Here is an 18,488-nt window from a genome sequence, read left to right as displayed (position 1 = left end):
GGTTCCCGGTGCTCATGCCGCGCAGGCCGTCGACCCGCACGTTCTGGATCTGCAGGATGGCCTTCGGTGCGTTGGCGGCGATGCCGTCGGTCTGCGCGCCGCTCACGGCGCCGTCGATGTGGACGCCCTCGATGTGCACCGTGCCGGTGCAGTTGCGCACGTAGATGGCCCGCTGGTCATGGCCGGCCACCTTGGCCGACGGCAGCGCCCGGATGCTGCCGCCGATGATCACCGCGTTGCGGCAGTCCGCGATCGTGATCGGGCCGACCGCACGGTCGGTGGGCAGCTTGATCAGCACGTCACCGCCGCGGCCGCTCACCGTCGTCAGCGTGTCGGTGGCCGTCACGTTGGTGACGGGGTAGTTGGCGTAACCGGCGGGCGGCGCCCAGCTGAGCGCTGCACCGGAGGTGGTGGCCGCCGGCGCGGGGGCCGGTGCGGCGACCTGCTCGACCTTCACCGGCGCGGGGGCAGGAGCGGGGGCCGCCACCTCGGTACGGGGCGCCGCGGGCGCAGGGGCAGGAGCAGGGGCGGGGGCCGGGGCTGACGAGGAGGCAGCGAGGCTGTCGGCCCGCGCATCCGCCGACGCACTGGCCCGGGCGCCACCGGTCGTCTCCTTGACCGCGTCCTCGGTCGGGGCCTGCGTCTCGGCCGCGACCGGCGCGGGGGCGGCCTGACCGGGCGCGGGGGCAGCGACGTCGGCGGCGGGCACCGGCTCGGCCGCACCGGTGGCGGCTTCGGTCACGGGCACGAGGCACCCGAAGGCGATCGCGAGGGCGAGCCAGCGGCTGCGGCCACCGCCCATGATCGCGCGGCACGTGGCCGAGGCGGACTTTCGTGTGGAGACGAAACGGGAGCGAGGCACGCAGCGGAACGTAGCAGTTTGATTACGTCACGCCACAGCCTTGTGAAACTGCTGAGTCCGGTGATACGAGAGTCACATTCTGTGACTGTCGTTCCCGGAGCAGCCGGCCTCCGGCGCGTGAGGGCGCGCGGGCCTCGCCAGGTTCATCGGCAGTTCATGCGCCGACCGGTACCGACTGACAGCACATCGTCGATCCTGTCCCCGGTCACCTGTGCGGCGTGCACCCGAGCAGCACTCCGTGGCCCGGGCGCGCGACGACGCAGCGCCCACCGCGGCACCCGATCAAGTGAACGAGCTACCGCTGCACGGGCGTGCGCGGACTAAACTGGCCGCTCGCCACGCTGTGGGAACTCGACGAGTAAGGACGCACGGCAGTCACCGTGAGCGATCACAACCCGTCGAAAGTGAGTCACGTCACTCACGACCCGCGAGCAGCGCGGCCTGACCGCCCTGGCCGTGACAGCGCTCACGGCGACCACGGAGCCCTGGACGCTAGGTTCGTCACGTTGCGAGCCACCCCGTACCCCGCGACGGCAAGATGATGCAGCGCAGCCGCGCAGCACTGATGAGCCGACGGCCTCGACGAGACCCGGCCCCGCTGTCCTCGAACACCAGGGCCCTCGTCCGTCGCCGCCCGACGGATTCGAGAACCCCGATGCACGTGAAGAGCCCCGCCGCGTCGCGACCCGGCCTCCCCGCTGCCGCGCTCGGCGTGACCGCCCTGGTCCTGACGCTGAGCGCCTGCTCCTCGTCGTCCGAGCCGACGGCTCGGCTCGACCCCGGCCCGGACAACGTGCGCGTGGAGGAAGGCCTCACCTACTGGTCCGACGACCAGAGCGAGCTGAAGCTCGACGCCTGCCTCCCCACCGACGCCGAGGGGCCCGTCCCGGCCGTGCTGATCGTGCACGGCGGTGGCTTCACCGAGGGCGCGCGCGACAGCAGCGGACTGCGCACGCTGTGCGAGCTGACGGCCGAACAGGGTGCGGCCGCCTTCTCGGTCGACTACCGGCTCGCACCGGAGTTCACCTACCCCGCCCAGGTCGACGACCTCGCCAACGCGGTCCAGTGGCTGCGCGAGCCCGCCCAGGTGGAGGCGTTCGGCATCGACCCGGCCCGGATCGGCGCCATCGGCAGCTCGGCCGGGGCGATCATCGCGCAGAGCCTGGCCACCCGCGGGGAGGGCCCGCTCGACACCGGTGCCCGGCTGGGCGCGGTGGCGTCCCTGAGCGGCGTCTCCGTGCTGTCCCCCGAGGGCCTGGAGCTCGGCCGGCCCAGTGAGCAGGCCGCCGACCTGGTGCTCAACTACCTCGGCTGCACCTCGGTGGCCGACTGCCCACAGTCGGTGCCGGCCTCCCCCATCACCGGGGTCGACCCCTCCGACCCACCGATGCTGCTGGTCAACGGCACCGACGAACTCGTACCCGAAGAACAGCCCGAGGCGCTGGCGACAGCGCTGGAGGACGCCGGCGTCCAGGTAGAGCTGCTGATCGTCGATGCACCCAGCCACGGGATCACGCTGCTCGACAGCGACGTGCGACGTGCGGTCCTCGCCTTCCTGGAGGAGCAGCTGTGACCAGCACGCCGGACTCCCGCACCCCAGCACCCGAGAGGACCCCCTACATGACCATCGACACCGCTGCGCCCCCGCTCCCCCGGTACCGCCACGAGGACCCGGGCTCCATGCACCTGCGTGACGTGCTGCGCGTCATCCGCCGGAGCTGGATGATCATCGTGGCCGCCGTCGTCGCCGGCCTCCTCGCCGGCTGGCTCGTCACCGTCTTCATGCCGGAGCGCTACGAGACCGAGACCAAGGTGCTGGTCGACCCGGTCGTCTCCGTCGAGGCCACCGACACCCTGTCCCAGGCGTCCGCGCTCGTCGCCGACCGGGTGGAGACCTTCGCCGCGCTCGCCCAGACCCCCGCGGTGCTCGACCCCGCCATCGACGCCATCGGCGCGGACGTGGCCTCCACCGACCTGGTGGACAACGTCACCGCGGAGGTGCTCCCCCGCACGTCGATCATCAACATCACCGTCGAGGCGGGCACGCCGACGAACGCGGCCGAGCTCGCCAACGCGATCGCCGCCAGCCTCATCACCCAGATCGAGGGCGACGCCGCCGCCGCCACCCCGATCAGCCTGACCGGGACCGTGGTCGAGGCGCCGGAGATCCCCGACGAGCTGGCGTCGCCGCTGCTGCTGCTCAACCTGCTGGTGGGGCTCGCCGTCGGCCTGCTGGTGGCCTTCCTGGTGATCGTGTTCCGCCAGGCGCTCTCCGCGGGCACCCGGGGACGCTGATGTCGGCACCGCCGACGACGGCTGGGGCCCCCGCGCGGTCCGGCCCGGGAACACCGCCCGGGCCCGCCTGGGTGGTCTTCGCCGCAGCTCTGGCCTTCGTCCTGGCCGCCCTGGCCTGGATCGAGCCGGCCCTGCCGCTCGCCGTGCTCATCGCCCTCACCGGGGTGCTGATCGCTGCGTTCCGACCGAAGCTCTTCGTCCTGCTGGCGCTGGTCGTGATCATCCTCTCGGCGCCGATCCAGAACGTGCTGGGACAGGTGGGCACCTACGCGGACGAGGGCGTGATCGCCCTCGCCTTCGTCGCCCTCAGCACCCGTCGCCTGGTCACCGAGGGACGACTGGTCTGGCTGCCGGGGACCGGCTGGTTCCTGGGCTTCCTCGTCGCCGGGCTGGTCAGCGCCGCGCTGGCGGAGGTCCCCGCCGGGCTCGCCGTCCCCGCTGCCTTCATCGCCGTCAAGGGCGTGGTCTTCGCCTTCGCCATCGCGCAGCTGCACTGGACCCGCGACGACCTGGCCCTCCTGGTCCGCCTCGGCGTCACGGCGATCGTGGTGATGGCCTTCACCGCGCTGCTGAACCTCGCGCTCCCGGCAGCGTGGGCGAACTTCACCACCGGACGGCCGCCGATCAGCTACATCGGCCCGTTCCCGGCGATCAACGGTGTGTTCCAGCACCCGGCGGCCTTCAGCCGGTTCAGCGGGGTGCTCGCCGTCGGCGCGCTCGTCTACGGCCTGGTGGTCCGCCGTTCCCTCGCCAACACGATCCTCGTGCTGCTCTCCGGCGGCCTGGCCTTCCTGACCTTCCAGGTCAAGTCCATCGTCGGGCTGCTGGCCACGCTGGCGGCGGTCGGCACCCGCTTCCTCCGGCCGGTCGGGGTCGCGGCGCTCCTCGCCGTCGGTCCGCTCGTGGCGCTCCTCACCGTGCCGCCGCTCGCGGCGCTCATCGGTGGCGACATCGACATCTACCTCAACCAGGACTCCGCCCGCTCCATGCTCACCGCAGGCGGGGTCACCGTCGCGGCGCAGTTCTTCCCGCTCGGCGCGGGGTTCGGCCGGTACGGCAGCTCGACGGCCGCCGACGACTACAGCCCGCTGTACTACGCACTGGGCTTCCCCGGCCGCTACGGACTGGGCCCGGGGCCGGACTCCGGTCAGTTCCTCAACGACTCCCAGTGGCCGGCGATCTACGGCGAGACCGGCTGGTTCGGCGCGTTCTGCTTCGCGGCCGGGCTCGCCTGCATGCTCGTCGCCCTGCTCCGGCGCGTCTCCGCCCGCGAGGACGTCCTGGTCCGCTGGATGCGGATCACCGGGGTCGGCTGGCTGGTCCTGCTGCTCGTGGAGTCCGCGGTGGCCCCGGTGTTCGTCTCGTCGCCGTCCTTCCCGTTCGTGTTCGCGGCCGCCGGCGTCATCGCCTCCCTCCGCGTCGACGCGCGGCAGGCCGCGGCCCTGGGACGCCCCCCGGTCACGGGACACCGAGAACCGACCGTTCCTTGATCGTCTTCGGGCACAATGCCGTGGCCGGCCGACACCCCGGCGCCCTCGTGAGTCAGCGGTAGGAGGAGGAACGTGACCCTGAGCAGGCTGCAGCGCAACAAGTTGGTCTGGCTGTGGGGTTATCGGCCCGCGGACATCACCGCCTACGGCTTCGACGACGGGCGCCCGGCCGCCGACGCCGGCCGGTACCTGGGCAGCGACTGGAACCGCAGGTTCGTCCAGGACGTCGTCAACGACCCGCGCAACCACGTCCTCACCGAGCACAAGTGGGTCTTCTACCGCTTCGCCGACGGCTTCGGGTTGCCCGTGCCGCCGACCATCGGCTTCTTCGACAGCGTCCAGGGCACCACCTGGGACGGCGAGCGCCCGCTACGGACCGTGCCCCAGGTCCTCGCCGAGCTGGACCGTGTCCGTCCGACCGGGCTGGTGGTGAAGCCCGCCGGCGGGGGGCAGGGCGCGCAGATCACCATCCTCGACCGGATCGACCACGCGACCGGCACGGCCACGACCCGCACCGGCGAGGAGACCACCCTCGAGCGCGTCTTCGCCGCACTCGACCCGGGCGGTGAGCGCGGGGTCAGCGGCTACGTCCTTCAGCACGCCGTCCGCAACCACCCGGAGCTGGCACAGCTCGCCCCCACGACGACCAACACCTGCCGCGTGCTGACCACCGTCGCCACCGACGGGACCGCGCACGTGCACGCCGCGAGCATCCGCCTCGGCCGACGCGGCGGCATGATCGACAACTGGGGGTCCGGCGGGGTCAGCATCCCGATCGACGTGGCCACCGGCGTGATGGGCCCGGGCATCCTCAAGGGCGTGCCGGGTGACCTGACCGAGCACCCCGACACCGGCGAGCGGTTCGCCGGCCGGGAGCTGCCCCTGTGGCAGGAGACCGTCGAGCTGTGCCGCCGCGCCGCCGTCCTCTTCCCGGGGCTGCGCTTCCTCGGCTGGGACGTCGTGATCGGCCCGGACGGGCCGATGCTGCTGGAGGGCAACGTGCACTGGAGCCTGCGCGGCTCCCAGATGCTGGCCGCCGACGGCTGGCTCGCCGATCCGGACACCCGGGAGCGGGTCGAGGGCCTCGGGGTGCCGCTGCCCACCGGCCGGGTGTCCCGGCAGGTCGCCGCCGGGGTGCTCGCCCGCGGTCGGGACCGCGCCCGTCGGGTCGCCCGGCGGGTCGGGCGCACCCTCACCTCCCGATGAACCCCGGTACCGGACGGGGCCACCCGTTCGGTACCGCACCCGGCCCGTGACCCCTGGAACGAACGAGAGGACGGCGATGAGTGCCGCCGAGGACCACGAACCCGAGGACCACGCCCCCGTCCGACTGCTGTGGACCGGAGGCTGGGACTCCTCCTTCCGGCTGATGCAGGCGCTGCTCGTCGAGCACCGGCCGGTGCAACCGATCTACGTGGTCAACCCCGAGCGGCGCAGCACCCTGCTGGAGCTCACCACGATGGCCCGGATGCGCGAGCAGCTGCTCCAGCGGCTCGACGACCCGGCGATGCTGGCCCCGGTCGAGATGCACCTGCGCTGGGACTTCCCGCCGTCGGAGGAGCTCCAGGCCCTCAACGCGTCGATCCTGCGCAACGGCACCTGGATCGGCAGCCAGTACGTCTACCTGGCCGGTGTCGCCGAGCGGCTCGGCTGGTCGGGCGTGGAGGTCTGCATGCAGGCCCACGACGACGGCCCCACCGCGCTGCACCGCCTGGTCTTCACCGACGACCGCGGGACGCTCAGCTCCGCGCCCGAGGCGCAGATGTTCCGGTTCTGGTCCTTCCCCGTCCTCCGGACGACGAAGGGCGAGATGGCCGAGATCGCCCGGGAGCACGGCTTCCTGGACCTGCTGTCCCAGCGCTGGTTCTGCCACGACCCGCTCGGCGACCTGCCCTGCGGTCAGTGCCGGCCCTGCCAGCTGACCAACCGGGACGGCGTGACCTTCGCTCCCCCGGCGCTCGTCCTCGGTCGCAAGCTCGTGCGGACCCAGCGCCGGGTCACCCGGGCCGCCAGGCGCCGGGTCCGGCGCACTGCATGACCAGTCGCGCCACGCTGCTGCGCACCATGGCGCGGCTGGAGCGGCGCCAGTACGCCGGCCGCCTGCACCCGTCGATGTGGCGACGCGGCTTCCTCTCCAACCGCTGGTACGCCTACCCCGGCATCCACGACCCCGCCGTCCCGTTCATCAGCGACGCCGCGGTCGAGGCACGGCTGCGCCGGCTGAACGACCCGGCCGGCGCACGGCTGCTGGAGGACAAGAACGTCTTCGCCGACGTCGTGGTCGCCCGCGGCCTCGCGGCTGCCGCCCCCGAGGTCTACGGCGTCGGGCTCCGCGGCACGGTGCACGGCCGGTCGGCCGCGGCGCTGGACCGGATGCGGACCGCGCCGGACGTCGTCCTCAAGCCCCTCGACGGCGCCGGCGGACGCGGGGTCCGCATCGTGGCGGGCGAGCGGGTCGAGGGCCTGGTCGCCGGCGAGCCGGGAGCCGCCGTGCTCGTGCAGGAGCGGCTGGAGCAGCACCCGCAGCTCCGGGCCGTCCACCCGGGCTCCCTCAACACGCTCCGCGCGCTGGCCATCCGGCTGCCGGACGGCGACCCGGTGGTCGCCGCCGCGGTGCACCGGTGGGGCACCGCGGCCAGCGGCGCCGTCGACAACGTCAGCTCGGGCGGTCTGTGCAGCGCCGTCGACCTCGCGACCGGGCGCCTCGGTCCGGCGGTGGGGCGCCCACGGGAGCGGGGGCGCCCCACCTACGACCGGCATCCCGACACCGGGGTGCCGATTGCCGGGGAGACCGTGCCGCACTGGGGCGAGGTGCTCGACCTGGTCGGGCAGCTGATGACGGCCTTCCCGGAGGTGACGCACGTCGGCTGGGACGTCTGCGTCACCGACCGCGGCCCACTGGTGCTCGAGGGGAACGCCGGCGTCCCGAACCTCAACGTGTTCCAGTTCCACGGGTCCTTCCTGGCCGACTCGCGCGTGCGCCGCTTCTACATCGACCACGGCCTGCTCGCCGCCCGGCACGCCTGAGCGCCGCGCGCCCGGCGGCGGCCGCGCCGCTCAGCGCAGGGGGAGCAGCCCTCTGCGCCCGGTGACGGGGAGCTGCCACCAACTGCCCAGCAGCCGGTCCAGCTCGGGCTCGTACCGGGCCAGGCCGGCCGCGGGATAGGGGGTCAGCTCGCCGAACCACAGCACCCCGTCGTGCTCGTAGAAGTCGACCCGCATCATGTCGAAGTCCTGCGCGAGCAGGGAGGCCGCCTTCAGCATGTCCTCGAGGCGCTCGGGGCGGGGGGTGTCGGGCCCCGCGACGTAGCCACCGGTCCAGGGCATCGGCTCCCAGTCGGTGGTGTAGTACCGGGCCTTGTGCACGGCGCCGTCCTTGCTGTGCACGGCGACGGCGCGGGGCTGCCCGTCGAAGACGAACAGCTTGAGGTCGGCGGGCACCTCGCCCGGCGTGCCGATGAACTCCTCGACCAGGAGCCCGGGGCGGGCCGTGCGGTAGGCCCACTCGCCGCTGCGCCGCCAGTACGGCTCGTCCACCCAGCCGGCGACCTCGACCGCCAGCTTCTCGACGTCGGCGGGGCCACCGCTGATGATGACGCGCTGACTCGCGTGGTTCGGCTTCAGCACCCAGTTCTCGGGCAGGTCGACGTCACGCAGCTCGGCGACATCGGTGCCGAACCAGTACGTCTCCGGCGTCCGGGTGAGATCCGGCGCCAGCCGTGCCGCGTGCTCCTTCATGGCCAGCTTGTCGCAGGTCGCCCGGAGCAGGTCCCGACGGTCCCGGGTGATCCGCCACTGCACCTTGTCGTTGAAGGTCTCGAAGCCCATCACGGGAGGGAGCCGACCGTGCCGGAGGTAGAACTTCCTCGCCCGGCGCAGCTGGACAGGGACCAGCCGCTGCAGGTCGAGACGGGGGAACGGCGCCGGGGCCACGGCGCACACTTCAACAGACCCGCGACTGCGCCGCAAGGTCGCCCCCCTCGTCCCCACGCTCAGTGTGGGCCACGACGCTCCTCGTGGCCAGGCCACGACGGTAGGGTTCGCCGTGACCAAGACCCCGGCCGGGGTCGTGCACTCGAGTCCGGGAGGGCAGTTGTCACTGCCGAAGCAGTGGCCGACCCCCACCAGGGTCGTCCGGCGCTACAGGACCGCCTGGCAGCAGTTCGGCCCCTTCCTCGGCTCGTCGAAGTCGCGCATCGCGCTGATGGCGGGCGGCTCGGTGATCGCCGGCCTGGTCGAGGCCGCGCTGCTGGCGCTGGTCGCCTCCCTCGCCACCGCGCTGTCCCAGGGGCAGACGGAGGTCGACGCCATCCCCGGACCGCTCGACGTCACCGCCCCGCTCGTCGTCCTCTGCGCGGTGGGCATGGGGCTGGCCGTCTTCCGCGGCGCGCTGCAGGTGTGGCTCGCCTACGTGCCCGCCTCGATGAGCGCGTCGGTGATGGCCGCCCTCCGGCGTGACCTGTTCGAGCGGTTCACCTCGGCGTCCTGGAAGATCCAGTCGGCCGAGCGCGACGGGCACTTCCAGTCCCTGATGACCACCCAGGCGATCCAGGCCTCGGCGGCGGTCACCACCCTCTCCGAGGGCATCAGCGCCGTCCTCATGTTCTTCACGCTGCTCGCCTCCGCCTTCCTGCTCAGCGCCCCGACGGCGCTGATCCTCATCGGGGCCTCGGCGGTGCTGTTCGTGATGCTGGCCCCGCTGGCCCGCCGCCAGCGCGGCCACGCCCGGGCGCTGAGCGCGGAGAACGTCGAGTACGCCAAGGGCGTGCAGGAGATGGTGCAGCTGGCCGAGGAGACCCAGGTCTTCGGGGCCAACCGGGCCTACCGCGAGGCCGTCGAGAAGATGATCCAGGAGGTGCGCCGTCCGCTCCTGCAGACCCGCTTCCTCAACCGGGCCGTCCCGGCGCTCTACCAGAGCGTCGCGTTCTTCCTGCTGTTGCTCGCCCTCACGATCGTCCACCTGTCCGGGGCGACGGCGATCGGCGAGCTCGGCGCGGTCGTCCTCATCCTCATCCGGTCGCTGACCTTCGGGCAGCGGATCCAGGCTTCCTCCACCCGGATGAACGAGCTGATCCCCTACATGGGCCGGCTGCGCCGTGCGCTCGACCACTACGCCGGGCACACCCGGCAGGACGGCGACCACCCGCTGTCCCGCGTCGAGCGGCTCGGCATGTCCCACGTGGACTTCGCCTACGACTCCACGGCGCCCGTCCTGCACGACGTGTCCTTCGAGGCCAGCCGCGGTGAGGTCATCGGCATCGTCGGCCCGTCCGGGGCCGGGAAGTCCTCCATCGTGCAGCTGCTGCTGCGCCTGCGGCAGCCGACCAGCGGCTCCGTCACGGTCAACGGCCAGGACGCCCGCGACTTCCGGCTCAGTGACTGGCGGCAGCGCGTCTCCTACGTGCCGCAGAGCCCGCAACTGCTCTGGGGCACCGTCGCCGACAACATCCGCTTCTACCGCGACGACATCTCCGACGCGGAGGTCGAGGAGGCCGCGCGCAAGGCCTCGCTGCACGAGGAGATCCTCAGCTGGCCGAAGGGCTACCAGACGGTCATCGGGCAGCGGGCCGCGGCGATCTCCGGGGGCCAGCGCCAGCGACTGTGCCTGGCCCGCGCCCTGGCCGGGCGTCCCGACGTGCTGATCCTCGACGAGCCCACCAGTGCGCTGGACGTCAAGAGCGAGCAGGCGGTCCAGGAGTCCCTGGCGCGGATGAAGGGCGAGGTCCTGCTCTTCCTCGTCGCGCACCGGGTGTCCACGCTGTCGATCTGCGACCGGGTCATGGTGATGGGGGCCGGCCGGCTCCAGGCGATCGACGAGCCCCAGGTCCTGCTGCGCGACAACGACTTCTTCCGGGAGATCACCGCCATCTCGCAGGCCGGGCACAGCGTCATCTGACCCCGCCCGCGACCGGCACGGGTCGCGCCGGCTGGGTCAGCAGGCCGGACGAGCGCCCCGTGCGCCGTCCGGCCCCCTGAACCGCCGCGCGGCAGTGGTCAGGGCCGGGAGAGCGACGTGCCGGACTCGCCGGTCGTGCCGGGGTCGGTCTCGACCCGGACGCGCGCCGCAGCCGCGACGACCTCCGGGCAGAGCTCGTCGACCTCGACGGCGAAGCCGATCCCGCTGCTCTTCATCAGGCCCGCCAGCTGCTGCTGGTGGTCGTCGACGTGCTCGCCACGGGAACGGCGGCGGACGACGGCGATCGGCGCGATGCCCATCTCCAGCAGCCCGAGGACGCTGCCGACGCCGGCGTGGGTGATCACCACGTCCGCCTCGCGCGCGTACCGCTCGAAGTCCCGGGCGGGCAGCTCGCGGTGGACCTGACCCGGCAGCTCGACGGTCGGCTCGGTCTCCCCCAGCTGCCAGACCGTGTGGTCGTCGGCCAGCCCCAGCTCCAGGACGCGGTCGACGATCGAGTGGAACGGATAGCCGCGGAGCGTGCCGAGCGTGATGAACAGTCTCGCCCGCCCCTCGCCCTGCACCGCTCGAGGCACCATCCGGAACGCCGAGAACACGCTCGGGTGGGTGCCCCAGCGGCCTCCCGCCCAGCCCGGGTGCTGTGTCCGCAGCTGGGCGAAGCGCATCGCGGCCAGGACCCGGCCGCTGACGGAGGGGCCGTTCACCCGCGAGACGCTCTCGATGTAGAGCGTCGGGATCCCGGCCAGGTGCGCGGCAGGCAGCGCGGCCAGCGCCAACGCCGACCCCGTGCTCACCGCGGCGTCGAAGTGGTCCGACCGCAGCCGAGGCAGGATCGACCGGAACGCCCGGGCGATCTGCAGCCCCTCCCGCGGACGGATGTAGGGCACGTGCAGGACGTTCCGGCCCGCCAGGAGCGACTCGCTCTGGGCGGTGGGGAAGGTGATCCACAGCGAGTCGGCGGAGGCCCCGAGCCCCGGCGCCAGCCGGACCAGCTGGGCGAGATGACCACCGGTGGAGGCGGCCAGCACGAGCCGCCGCTCGGCGCCCGGCCGGAGCTCGGGCAGTTCCCGGGGCATCGTCATTCCCTCGTCTCGGTGGGCCGGGGCGTGAGGTCGCGCTGCGGGCTGACCGCCGCCTCCGGGTCGTTGGGGGTGGGGTCCTGCCGCACCCCGCGGGGACGGGGACCGCGGAGGAAGGCCGGTGGCGCGTACAGCCAGCGGACCCGGCTGGTGAGCCGGGCGAGACCGAACGACGCGAGGACGGTGAGGACCACCAGCGCCGTCTGCACGCCGACGTCGACCCACCGCGGCCACGCCGGGTCCAGCAGCGCGATCAGCGCGGTCGCCGAGACGATGACGTAGAGGTGCAGCAGGTACAGCTTCAGGCTGGCGGTGCCCATCGAGGTGAAGATGCCGAAGCCCGGCAGCCGGACCAGGTACCGCGTGAGCAGGATGCCGACGGCCACGGCGGAGAGCTGCCCGACGAGCACCACCAGCGGGACCCAGCGGAAGCCCAGGACGATCAGCGCGGTGGACACGAGGAGGGCGGCGAACGCGATCCCGAGGTGCACCGGCCGCGCCCGCTCGACGAGGTCCCGGATCTCCCGGGAGAACACCGCGCCCAGCACGAAGAAGAAGAACAGTGCGCCAACCCGGTTCCAGCCGATGTTGTGCGCGTCGACCAGGCCGCTGGTGAAGAGGGTGGAGACCAGACCCGAGCCGGCCAGCTGTGCCCAGACCGGTGCACGGGCGATCAGCCAGCGGCCGAGCGTGAACAGGAAGAGGGCGTAGAGGAACCAGTAGCTGCTGCTCGGCCAGAACAGGATGAGCGGCAGCGCCAGCGGGTCGGTCGCGGGGATCTCACCGAGCTCGCCGTTGAGCCCGGGGACGACGAAGTAGAAGACGGTCCGGATGATCGACCACAGGACGTAGAGGTACAGCAGCGGCAGGAGCCGGCGCTTCCACAGGGCACGGAACTTCGTGGCCCCGTGCCGGCCGGCGAAGATCCCGGCGATGAGGAAGAACGCGGGCATCGGGAAGAGCTCGAAGACGGCCTTGGCCCGGCCGAGCACCGCGTCGACGTCAGCGGTCTTCAGGTACAGGGTCACGTGGTAGGCGATGACCATGAAGATGGCCAGGCCCTTGACGGGCTCGAGCCACGCGAACCGCCCCGTCGTCGGGGCTGTGCTGTGGGCGCTCATCGAGGATCCGTTCTTCCTACGGCCTGGTCCGTCGCCCGACCGTGTCCGGTCATGTGATCCCGTGGTGACCTGTTGGTCATCCGCGCGGACCCTAACAGCCGGTACACCGGCGACGAGGGGACCGTGATCATCGGACGGCTGACCCGGGACAGGTTCACTTGACCGGGGACGGCGTTCACTCGACCGGGGAGGACGCCGGCTCCGCCAGCGACGGTGCCGGCTCCGAACCCGAGGGGCCCAGGCGCCGGATCAGCCGTGCCGGCACCCCACCGTAGACGCCGTCGGGCTGGGTGTCGGCGCTGACCAGGGTGCCGGCGGCGATGACGCAGCCCTCACCGATGGTCACCCCGCCCAGGACGGTGACGCCGGCGCCGAGCCAGGCGCCGGCCCCGATCGTGATCGGGGCGCTGACCGGTGCCCCGGCGCGCTGCTCCCGCGGCCCGATCTCGTGGGAGGTGGGCAGCAGGCTGACCCCGGGGCCGAGGTGGACCCGGTCGCCGATGACGACGCGGGCGTTGGCCCCGATCGTGGCGTTGACGTTGACGAACGCGCCCCGGCCGATCTCCAGGTGGTCGACGCCGCCCACGAAGCGGATCCACGGGTAGACCCGGGCGCTGCCGTGCACCCGGACGCCCAGCGCCCGGAGCAGGCGCGCCCTGGTGCGCGGCGCCCAGACCGGGCTGGCGGCCACCGTGCTGGCCAACGCGCCCCGCAGCCTGCCGGCCATCTACGCCTGCCCGGTGGGGGCGGAGGCCAGCAGGTCGACCGTGTTGCGCTGCGCCATCGTCACGACGCCCGGGAGCGCCTGCCGGATGGACTGCCGGGCTGCCGAGTCCGCAGGGAGGACCTGGTCGACCACGTCGACCACGACCGCCGAGAAGCCCGGGACCGCGTCGATGCGCAGCTCCGGCGTCCCGAACAGCTGCATGAGGCCCTCGACCTTGCCCTGGGACGCCAGGGTGATCGCCGGCACGCCGTGCAGCAGCGACATCACCGCCAGGTGCATGCGCCCGGTCACCGCGATGCTCGCCCGCGCGGTCAGCCCGCGGACCTGCGCCGGGGTCAGGATCGACGGCACGCCGCTGACGTCGGGGAGCTCGCCCACCCGCGCCATCAGCGCGGCGCAGGCCTCCATGTCGCCGCTCTGCGCTCGGTCGACGTGCGGGAGGACCAGCACGTGCAGGCCCCGCTGCAGCAGCGCCTCCACGACGCGGACGTACTCCTCGGTCTGGTCCACCCGGCCGGCGAGCAGCCCGCTGACGTTGACCAGCGCGACCGGCCGGGTGACGTGCTGCAGCAGCTCGTCGGCCGCGGAGCCGTCCACGCTCCGGGCGGCGAAGACGACGTCTGCGACCTCCTCCACCGGGGTGATCCCGTCACGGCGGGCCCGCTCGGCGGAGATGGGGTCGCGGAGCAGCAGGCGCACCCCGTCCCGGGCCGCGGCAGCCAGCGACCGCCGAGCCGCGACCCGTGCGCGGTCGCTCCAGCTGAACCCGATGACCCGGGTCTCGACCCCGGCGAGAGCGGCCGCCCGGGCGAGGTTCGACCGGCGCGCCGACGCCGGCAGCGAGTACCGGCCGTCCATCACGTCCGCGCCCAGGACGGACAGCTGGGCCGCACCCGCGAGAGCCCGGCCGAACGACGCCACCGATGCCCGGTGGTCGGCTCCGGTCCCGTACACCAGGTGCGGGATCTCCAGCACCTCCACGCGCTGCCGGAACTCCTCGGGCAGCTCCACCGACGCGCGGTCGGGCACGACCAGGGTCACCGGGCCGGCGGTGTTCTCCAGCACCGCCTCGAGCATCGCCTGGTCCCCGACGTTGCCGCCGCCGGGCGCGGCGAGGAGCAGGTGCCTGCTCCGGTCGCGCGGCTCGGCGCGCACCCGGGACCGGACGATCCGGCGGTCGACGAGGCTGGGCAGCCCCGATGCCACCACCGCCCGTCGCCAGATCCGGTGCGCGCGCTCGATGGCCTTGGTCATGCGTCCATACCCGCCTTCGGGGTCGTGATCGGGTCAGTGGCAGCCGCACCGGTGAGGCTGAGGGTGGTCGGGTCGGCGGTCCGGCCGGTGGGTGCGTCGGCATCGCCCGGGGACCGGGTGGCCGGACGGCCGGAGCCGCGCCGGAGGGACCTGCGCATCCCCGCGATGCCGCGCAGGTCGCGCCGGAACGTCGGCCAGACGAGCGCGATGAGGCCGGTCGAACCGAGGACGGCGAGGACCCCGACGACCAGGCGCAGCGCATGCGCGTCGTCCGGCAGCGCCATCGTGGACAGGAAGGACAGCGCCGAGGCGGTGCTGAAGACGAGCCCGGTGCGGAGCCCGTTGCCGAACATCCGCCCGGCAGGGGCGTCGGAGACGCGCGCGATCCACAGCAGCGCCACCGGCCAGGACAGGGCCACCCCGATCGCGTAGCCCACCGCCACGCCCTGCAGCCCCCAGGCGGAGCCGACCACGATGATGACGGCGAGCACGGGCCTGGTCACCAACGCGTAGACGAACTGCGAGCGCGTCAGCCCCTTGGCCAGGAAGACCCAGGAGATGGCGTAGGTGGCGGCCTGGAAGAACCCGGCGACGAGCAGCACCCGGAAGATCGGCACCGCCTCCGTCCACTGGGACCCGAGCATCACGAACACCACGGACTCGGCCTGCGCGAACAGCACGGCGAACAGACCGCCGATCAGGGTGAGCAGCGCGACCTGGCCGAAGCTGATGAACTCGGCGAACCGCTTCCGGTCGTCCTGCAGCCGGGAGAGGACCGGCAGGGCCACGCGGGTCGCCGGTGCCTGGACCTGCAGCAACGGCATCATGACCAGCTGGAAGGCGCGGTTGTAGAGCCCGACGGGCGCGGCACCGAAGCGCGCACCCAGCACGAGGGTGTCCATGTTCCGGCCCACGTAGTTGAGCAGGTGGGAGCCGAGCAGCGGCATGCCGTACCCGATGAAGGGCCGGACCGACGCGCTCCGGTCCACCCAGCCCGGCAGCCACCGGTTGGTGGCGACCAGGAACACCTGCGCGACCAGCCCTTGGGTGAGCTGCTGGGCGACCAGCGCCCAGTAGCCGGCCCCGAGGACGGCGAGCACGATGCCGACGACCACCCCGGCGACCTGCCCGCCGATCTCGGAGAGAGCCAGCTTGCCGAACCGCAGGTGCCGGGTGTGCATCGCCCGGTACTGGGTGGACACCCCGTTCAGCAGGAACGTGGCGGACATGACGACGGCGACGAGCGTGAGCCGGTCGTCGTCGAAGGCCATCGCGATCAACGGCGACGCGGCGCAGACGAGCACGGCCAGGACCGCGCCCATGCCGGTGTTGAGCCAGAACAGGTTGTCGCGCTGCCCGTCGGAGAGCGTCTTGGCCTGGACGGCGGCCGAGGAGAGCCCGAAGTCCCGGAACAGCTCACCGAAGCCGACGATCAGGGCCACGATCGCGATGAGCCCGTAGTCCTCGGGGTCGAGCAGCCGGGCGAGGACGGCGATGCCCACCAGCTGGACGAGCACGCGGATCCCCTGGCCGCCCAGGGTGACGGCAGCACCCCGGGAGGCTCGTGCGCCGAGCCCCGGGCCCTCCCCCGCTCGTGGCTCCGCGTTCACCCTCGCCCGCTGAGCACTCGGGCCCGGCGGTAGGCGTCGCGGTGGCGGAGCCCGATCCGCTCCCAGTCGCGGTCGTCGAGCCGCGGCTCCCCGTCCTGGCCGGTCGCCGTGGCGGCGATCGCCGCCTCGAGCACCTGGGGGGTCAGCTCACCGGTGTACTGCAGGATCCACTCCGAGCCAACCTCCTCCGACAGCGCCGCGTTGGTCGGCGACTCCGGTACGAGGACCGGCCGACCGAGGGACAGCGCCGCGAAGAGGGACCCGGAGTTGTGCATGCTCCCGCGGTAGGGCAGGACCACCAGCTGCGATCGGCGGATCTCGTCGACCAGCTCCTGGTCGCTCACGAGCCGGAGCAGGGTGTCGATGCGCGGGTCGCCCTCGCACGCCTCCTGCACCAACTCGGCCTGGCCGGGGTGCGGGTTGCCCACGATCCGCAACCGGAGGTCGGCCCGGTCGATGCCCCGGAAGGCGTCGATGAGGACGTCGACGCCCTTGTACGGCCGGATGATGCCGAAGTAGAGGACCCGCCCCGGCTCCGCCTCGGGCTGCGGGTACTGGGCGAAGGGCTGCCGGTAGTGGCCGTGCGGGATCGTCACCGTCTCGCGTCCGGCGGTGACCGGACTGGCCGGGTTCAGCCGGATCACCAGGTCGACGTGCCGGTAGAACCGGTCCAGCGACCGGTGGTCGGCTCGACTGCCCTGCTCGTGCGGACTGAGGTTGTGCGCCGTCCACACCAGCGGGATCCGCCGCAGCCGCAGCCGGAGGAGCAGCAGCTCCAGCAGCCGGCGCTTCACGAAGCGCAGCCACGGCCGCCGGCTGTCGCGGATGAGCAGCTCCGGCCAGTGCACGTGCAGCACGTCGTACCGGCCGAACAGCCCCGTCTGCCAGTCGAAGAAGCGGATGTCCACGTCCGGGGCGGCGCCCTGGACCATCTGGTCGGCGTACTGCGTGGTGCCGTCCGGCTCGCGCAGGGAGTGCAGCACCACCAGGCGCTGCTCGGGGTCGGTCCCAGCGGCCGCCGGACGCAGGGGCCGGCGGCCGGTCACGGCCGGCAGTGCCCGTCGCCAGGCACTCCAGCGTGCGGCCCGACGCACATCGCTCCTCGCGCGGTCATGGGTGTCGCCGCCCACGGGACAGCGGACGGGGCCTCGGTGCAACGGACATGGGGCAGTGGGCTCCCGCTCACAGCCAGGAGGAGAAGGTGGCGGCCATGTCGGAGTGCGTCCAACCCGGCACGGTGTGCCCCTGCTCGTGGTACTGGACCCGCACGTCGGCCGCGACCGGCTTCGCGAGAGCTGCCAGCGCGAGGCCGTGCTTCTCCGGCGGCACGACCGGGTCCACGAGGGAGACCACGGTCTTCACCCGCTTGCCCGCCCATGCGCTCTGCGGCAGGCGGGCGGGGTTCGTCGCCGCGACGAGCGCCGGGTCGTTCCCGTAGACCGGACCGATCCGCCCGGGGTCCCGGGCGTAGAGGTCCTCCATGTCGTAGGTCGCGTTCGCGAGGTAGATCCCGCGCATCCCGCGGACCATGTCCTTCGCGTAGGCGTAGGTCATCAGCGAGCCACCGCCGGAGTTCGCGCGGGCGAAGGCGACGCCGATGTTGAACACGCCGCTCATGTACTTGTCCCAGTTCACCTGGTGGGTGAGGGCGGCCTGCGTGGTCCACGTGCTGCCACCGAAGTTCGGGCAGACACAGACCGCACCCCGGTCGACCATCAGCATGCCGGGGTAGGCGTAGGCGCCGTCGAGGGCGGTGTGCGTGCTGCCGTTCGAGTGGTACATCCAGGCCACCGCGCCGGGCTTCGGCGCCTTCGGCGGGGTCGCCCACGGCACGTAGAGTCGGGCCCGGTCCTTGCCCCACACGACGTCGATGACCTCGAACTTCTTCTTCCCGATCCGGGTGGTCCGGGTGTCGGTCCGGGACACCTCACCCGGCAGCTTCGGGATGGGGGTGTAGACCGGGGCCGCCTGGGCGGGCCGAGCCGCGACGGCCACGCCGGCGAGCCCGGCAGCGGCACCCAGCAGGACGGTGCGGCGACTGGCCAGGGGCGAGCGGACGGCGGACAGGTCGGACGCGGGGACGTCCGGGCGGACTCGGGACACGGGCTAGGCCCTCCATGAGAACCGGGACGG

The 18,488-nt window shown here is 72.9% G+C and carries 15 protein-coding genes and 1 pseudogene; 7 read left to right on the top strand and 9 right to left on the bottom strand.

From position 1 onward, the window contains the following. Nucleotides 1-862, bottom strand: a pseudogene (locus IN07_RS23965) (hypothetical protein); the annotation flags it as partial. A 661-nt stretch (nucleotides 863-1,523) separates the two neighbouring features. On the opposite strand from IN07_RS23965, the gene IN07_RS10665 reads away from it, so the two are divergent. The 6 genes from IN07_RS10665 to IN07_RS23960 all read left to right on the top strand — a co-directional run bounded on the left by IN07_RS10665 (nucleotide 1,524) and on the right by IN07_RS23960 (nucleotide 7,674). Then, nucleotides 1,524-2,435, top strand: a complete 912-nt coding sequence (locus IN07_RS10665) for an alpha/beta hydrolase (RefSeq protein ID WP_197058432.1) — start codon at nucleotides 1,524-1,526, stop codon at nucleotides 2,433-2,435. Then, nucleotides 2,432-3,157, top strand: a complete 726-nt coding sequence (locus IN07_RS10660; protein ID WP_197058431.1) for a YveK family protein — start codon at nucleotides 2,432-2,434, stop codon at nucleotides 3,155-3,157. Before IN07_RS10665 ends, IN07_RS10660 begins: the two co-directional genes overlap by 4 nt. Next, entirely contained in the window at nucleotides 3,157-4,647 is a 1,491-nt protein-coding gene (locus IN07_RS10655; protein WP_197058430.1) for a hypothetical protein, read from the top strand. Before IN07_RS10660 ends, IN07_RS10655 begins: the two co-directional genes overlap by 1 nt. A 72-nt stretch (nucleotides 4,648-4,719) precedes the next feature. Further along, nucleotides 4,720-5,853: a sugar-transfer associated ATP-grasp domain-containing protein gene (locus IN07_RS10650; RefSeq protein ID WP_036335699.1), complete on the top strand. Its 1,134-nt coding sequence runs from the start codon at nucleotides 4,720-4,722 to the stop codon at nucleotides 5,851-5,853. Between the two features lie 76 nt (nucleotides 5,854-5,929). Then, nucleotides 5,930-6,685 (top strand): hypothetical protein, encoded by a 756-nt coding sequence (locus tag IN07_RS10645; protein ID WP_036335697.1) that lies wholly within the window; start codon nucleotides 5,930-5,932, stop codon nucleotides 6,683-6,685. After that, the gene (locus IN07_RS23960) at nucleotides 6,682-7,674 is read left to right on the top strand and encodes a sugar-transfer associated ATP-grasp domain-containing protein (RefSeq protein WP_052091122.1); all 993 of its coding nucleotides are present in this window, start codon (nucleotides 6,682-6,684) and stop codon (nucleotides 7,672-7,674) included. The genes IN07_RS10645 and IN07_RS23960 overlap by 4 nt, the downstream gene beginning before the upstream one ends. Before the next feature lie 30 nt (nucleotides 7,675-7,704). Here IN07_RS23960 and IN07_RS10635 read toward each other — a convergent pair whose 3' ends face one another. After that, on the bottom strand, nucleotides 7,705-8,580 hold the full coding sequence (locus tag IN07_RS10635; protein ID WP_052091121.1) for an ATP-grasp fold amidoligase family protein: 876 nt from the start codon (nucleotides 8,578-8,580) through the stop codon (nucleotides 7,705-7,707). A gap of 112 nt (nucleotides 8,581-8,692) precedes the next feature. On the opposite strand from IN07_RS10635, the gene IN07_RS10630 reads away from it, so the two are divergent. Further along, nucleotides 8,693-10,543, top strand: coding sequence for an ABC transporter ATP-binding protein (locus IN07_RS10630; protein WP_197058429.1), 1,851 nt, complete (start codon nucleotides 8,693-8,695; stop codon nucleotides 10,541-10,543). A 98-nt stretch (nucleotides 10,544-10,641) separates the two neighbouring features. Here IN07_RS10630 and IN07_RS10625 read toward each other — a convergent pair whose 3' ends face one another. The 7 genes from IN07_RS10625 to IN07_RS10595 form a co-directional block, all read right to left on the bottom strand. Then, nucleotides 10,642-11,640, bottom strand: a complete 999-nt coding sequence (locus tag IN07_RS10625; protein WP_052091120.1) for a glycosyltransferase — start codon at nucleotides 11,638-11,640, stop codon at nucleotides 10,642-10,644. Between the two features lie 2 nt (nucleotides 11,641-11,642). Next, entirely contained in the window at nucleotides 11,643-12,764 is a 1,122-nt protein-coding gene (locus tag IN07_RS10620; RefSeq protein WP_036335695.1) for an acyltransferase family protein, read from the bottom strand. A 175-nt stretch (nucleotides 12,765-12,939) separates the two neighbouring features. Continuing rightward, a complete protein-coding gene (locus IN07_RS10615) occupies nucleotides 12,940-13,491 on the bottom strand; it encodes an acyltransferase (protein WP_052091119.1) in 552 nt (183 codons plus the stop codon). Beyond that, a complete protein-coding gene (locus IN07_RS10610; RefSeq protein WP_036335693.1) occupies nucleotides 13,492-14,745 on the bottom strand; it encodes a polysaccharide pyruvyl transferase family protein in 1,254 nt (417 codons plus the stop codon). Then, on the bottom strand, nucleotides 14,742-16,355 hold the full coding sequence (locus tag IN07_RS10605) for a lipopolysaccharide biosynthesis protein (RefSeq protein WP_081975324.1): 1,614 nt from the start codon (nucleotides 16,353-16,355) through the stop codon (nucleotides 14,742-14,744). Before IN07_RS10605 ends, IN07_RS10610 begins: the two co-directional genes overlap by 4 nt. Then, nucleotides 16,352-17,341 carry a glycosyltransferase gene (locus IN07_RS10600; protein WP_156119128.1) on the bottom strand — a complete coding sequence of 330 codons (990 nt, stop codon included), beginning with the start codon at nucleotides 17,339-17,341 and terminating at the stop codon, nucleotides 16,352-16,354. Before IN07_RS10600 ends, IN07_RS10605 begins: the two co-directional genes overlap by 4 nt. 196 nt (nucleotides 17,342-17,537) lie before the next feature. Continuing rightward, entirely contained in the window at nucleotides 17,538-18,458 is a 921-nt protein-coding gene (locus tag IN07_RS10595; protein WP_036335692.1) for a hypothetical protein, read from the bottom strand. Between the last annotated feature and the right edge of the window lie 30 nt (nucleotides 18,459-18,488).

This window comes from Modestobacter caceresii, from assembly GCF_000761485.1.
Lineage (GTDB): Bacteria > Actinomycetota > Actinomycetes > Mycobacteriales > Geodermatophilaceae > Modestobacter > Modestobacter caceresii.
Note: the sequence above shows the minus strand (reverse complement) of the source record. Positions and strands in the feature narration are given on the sequence as shown.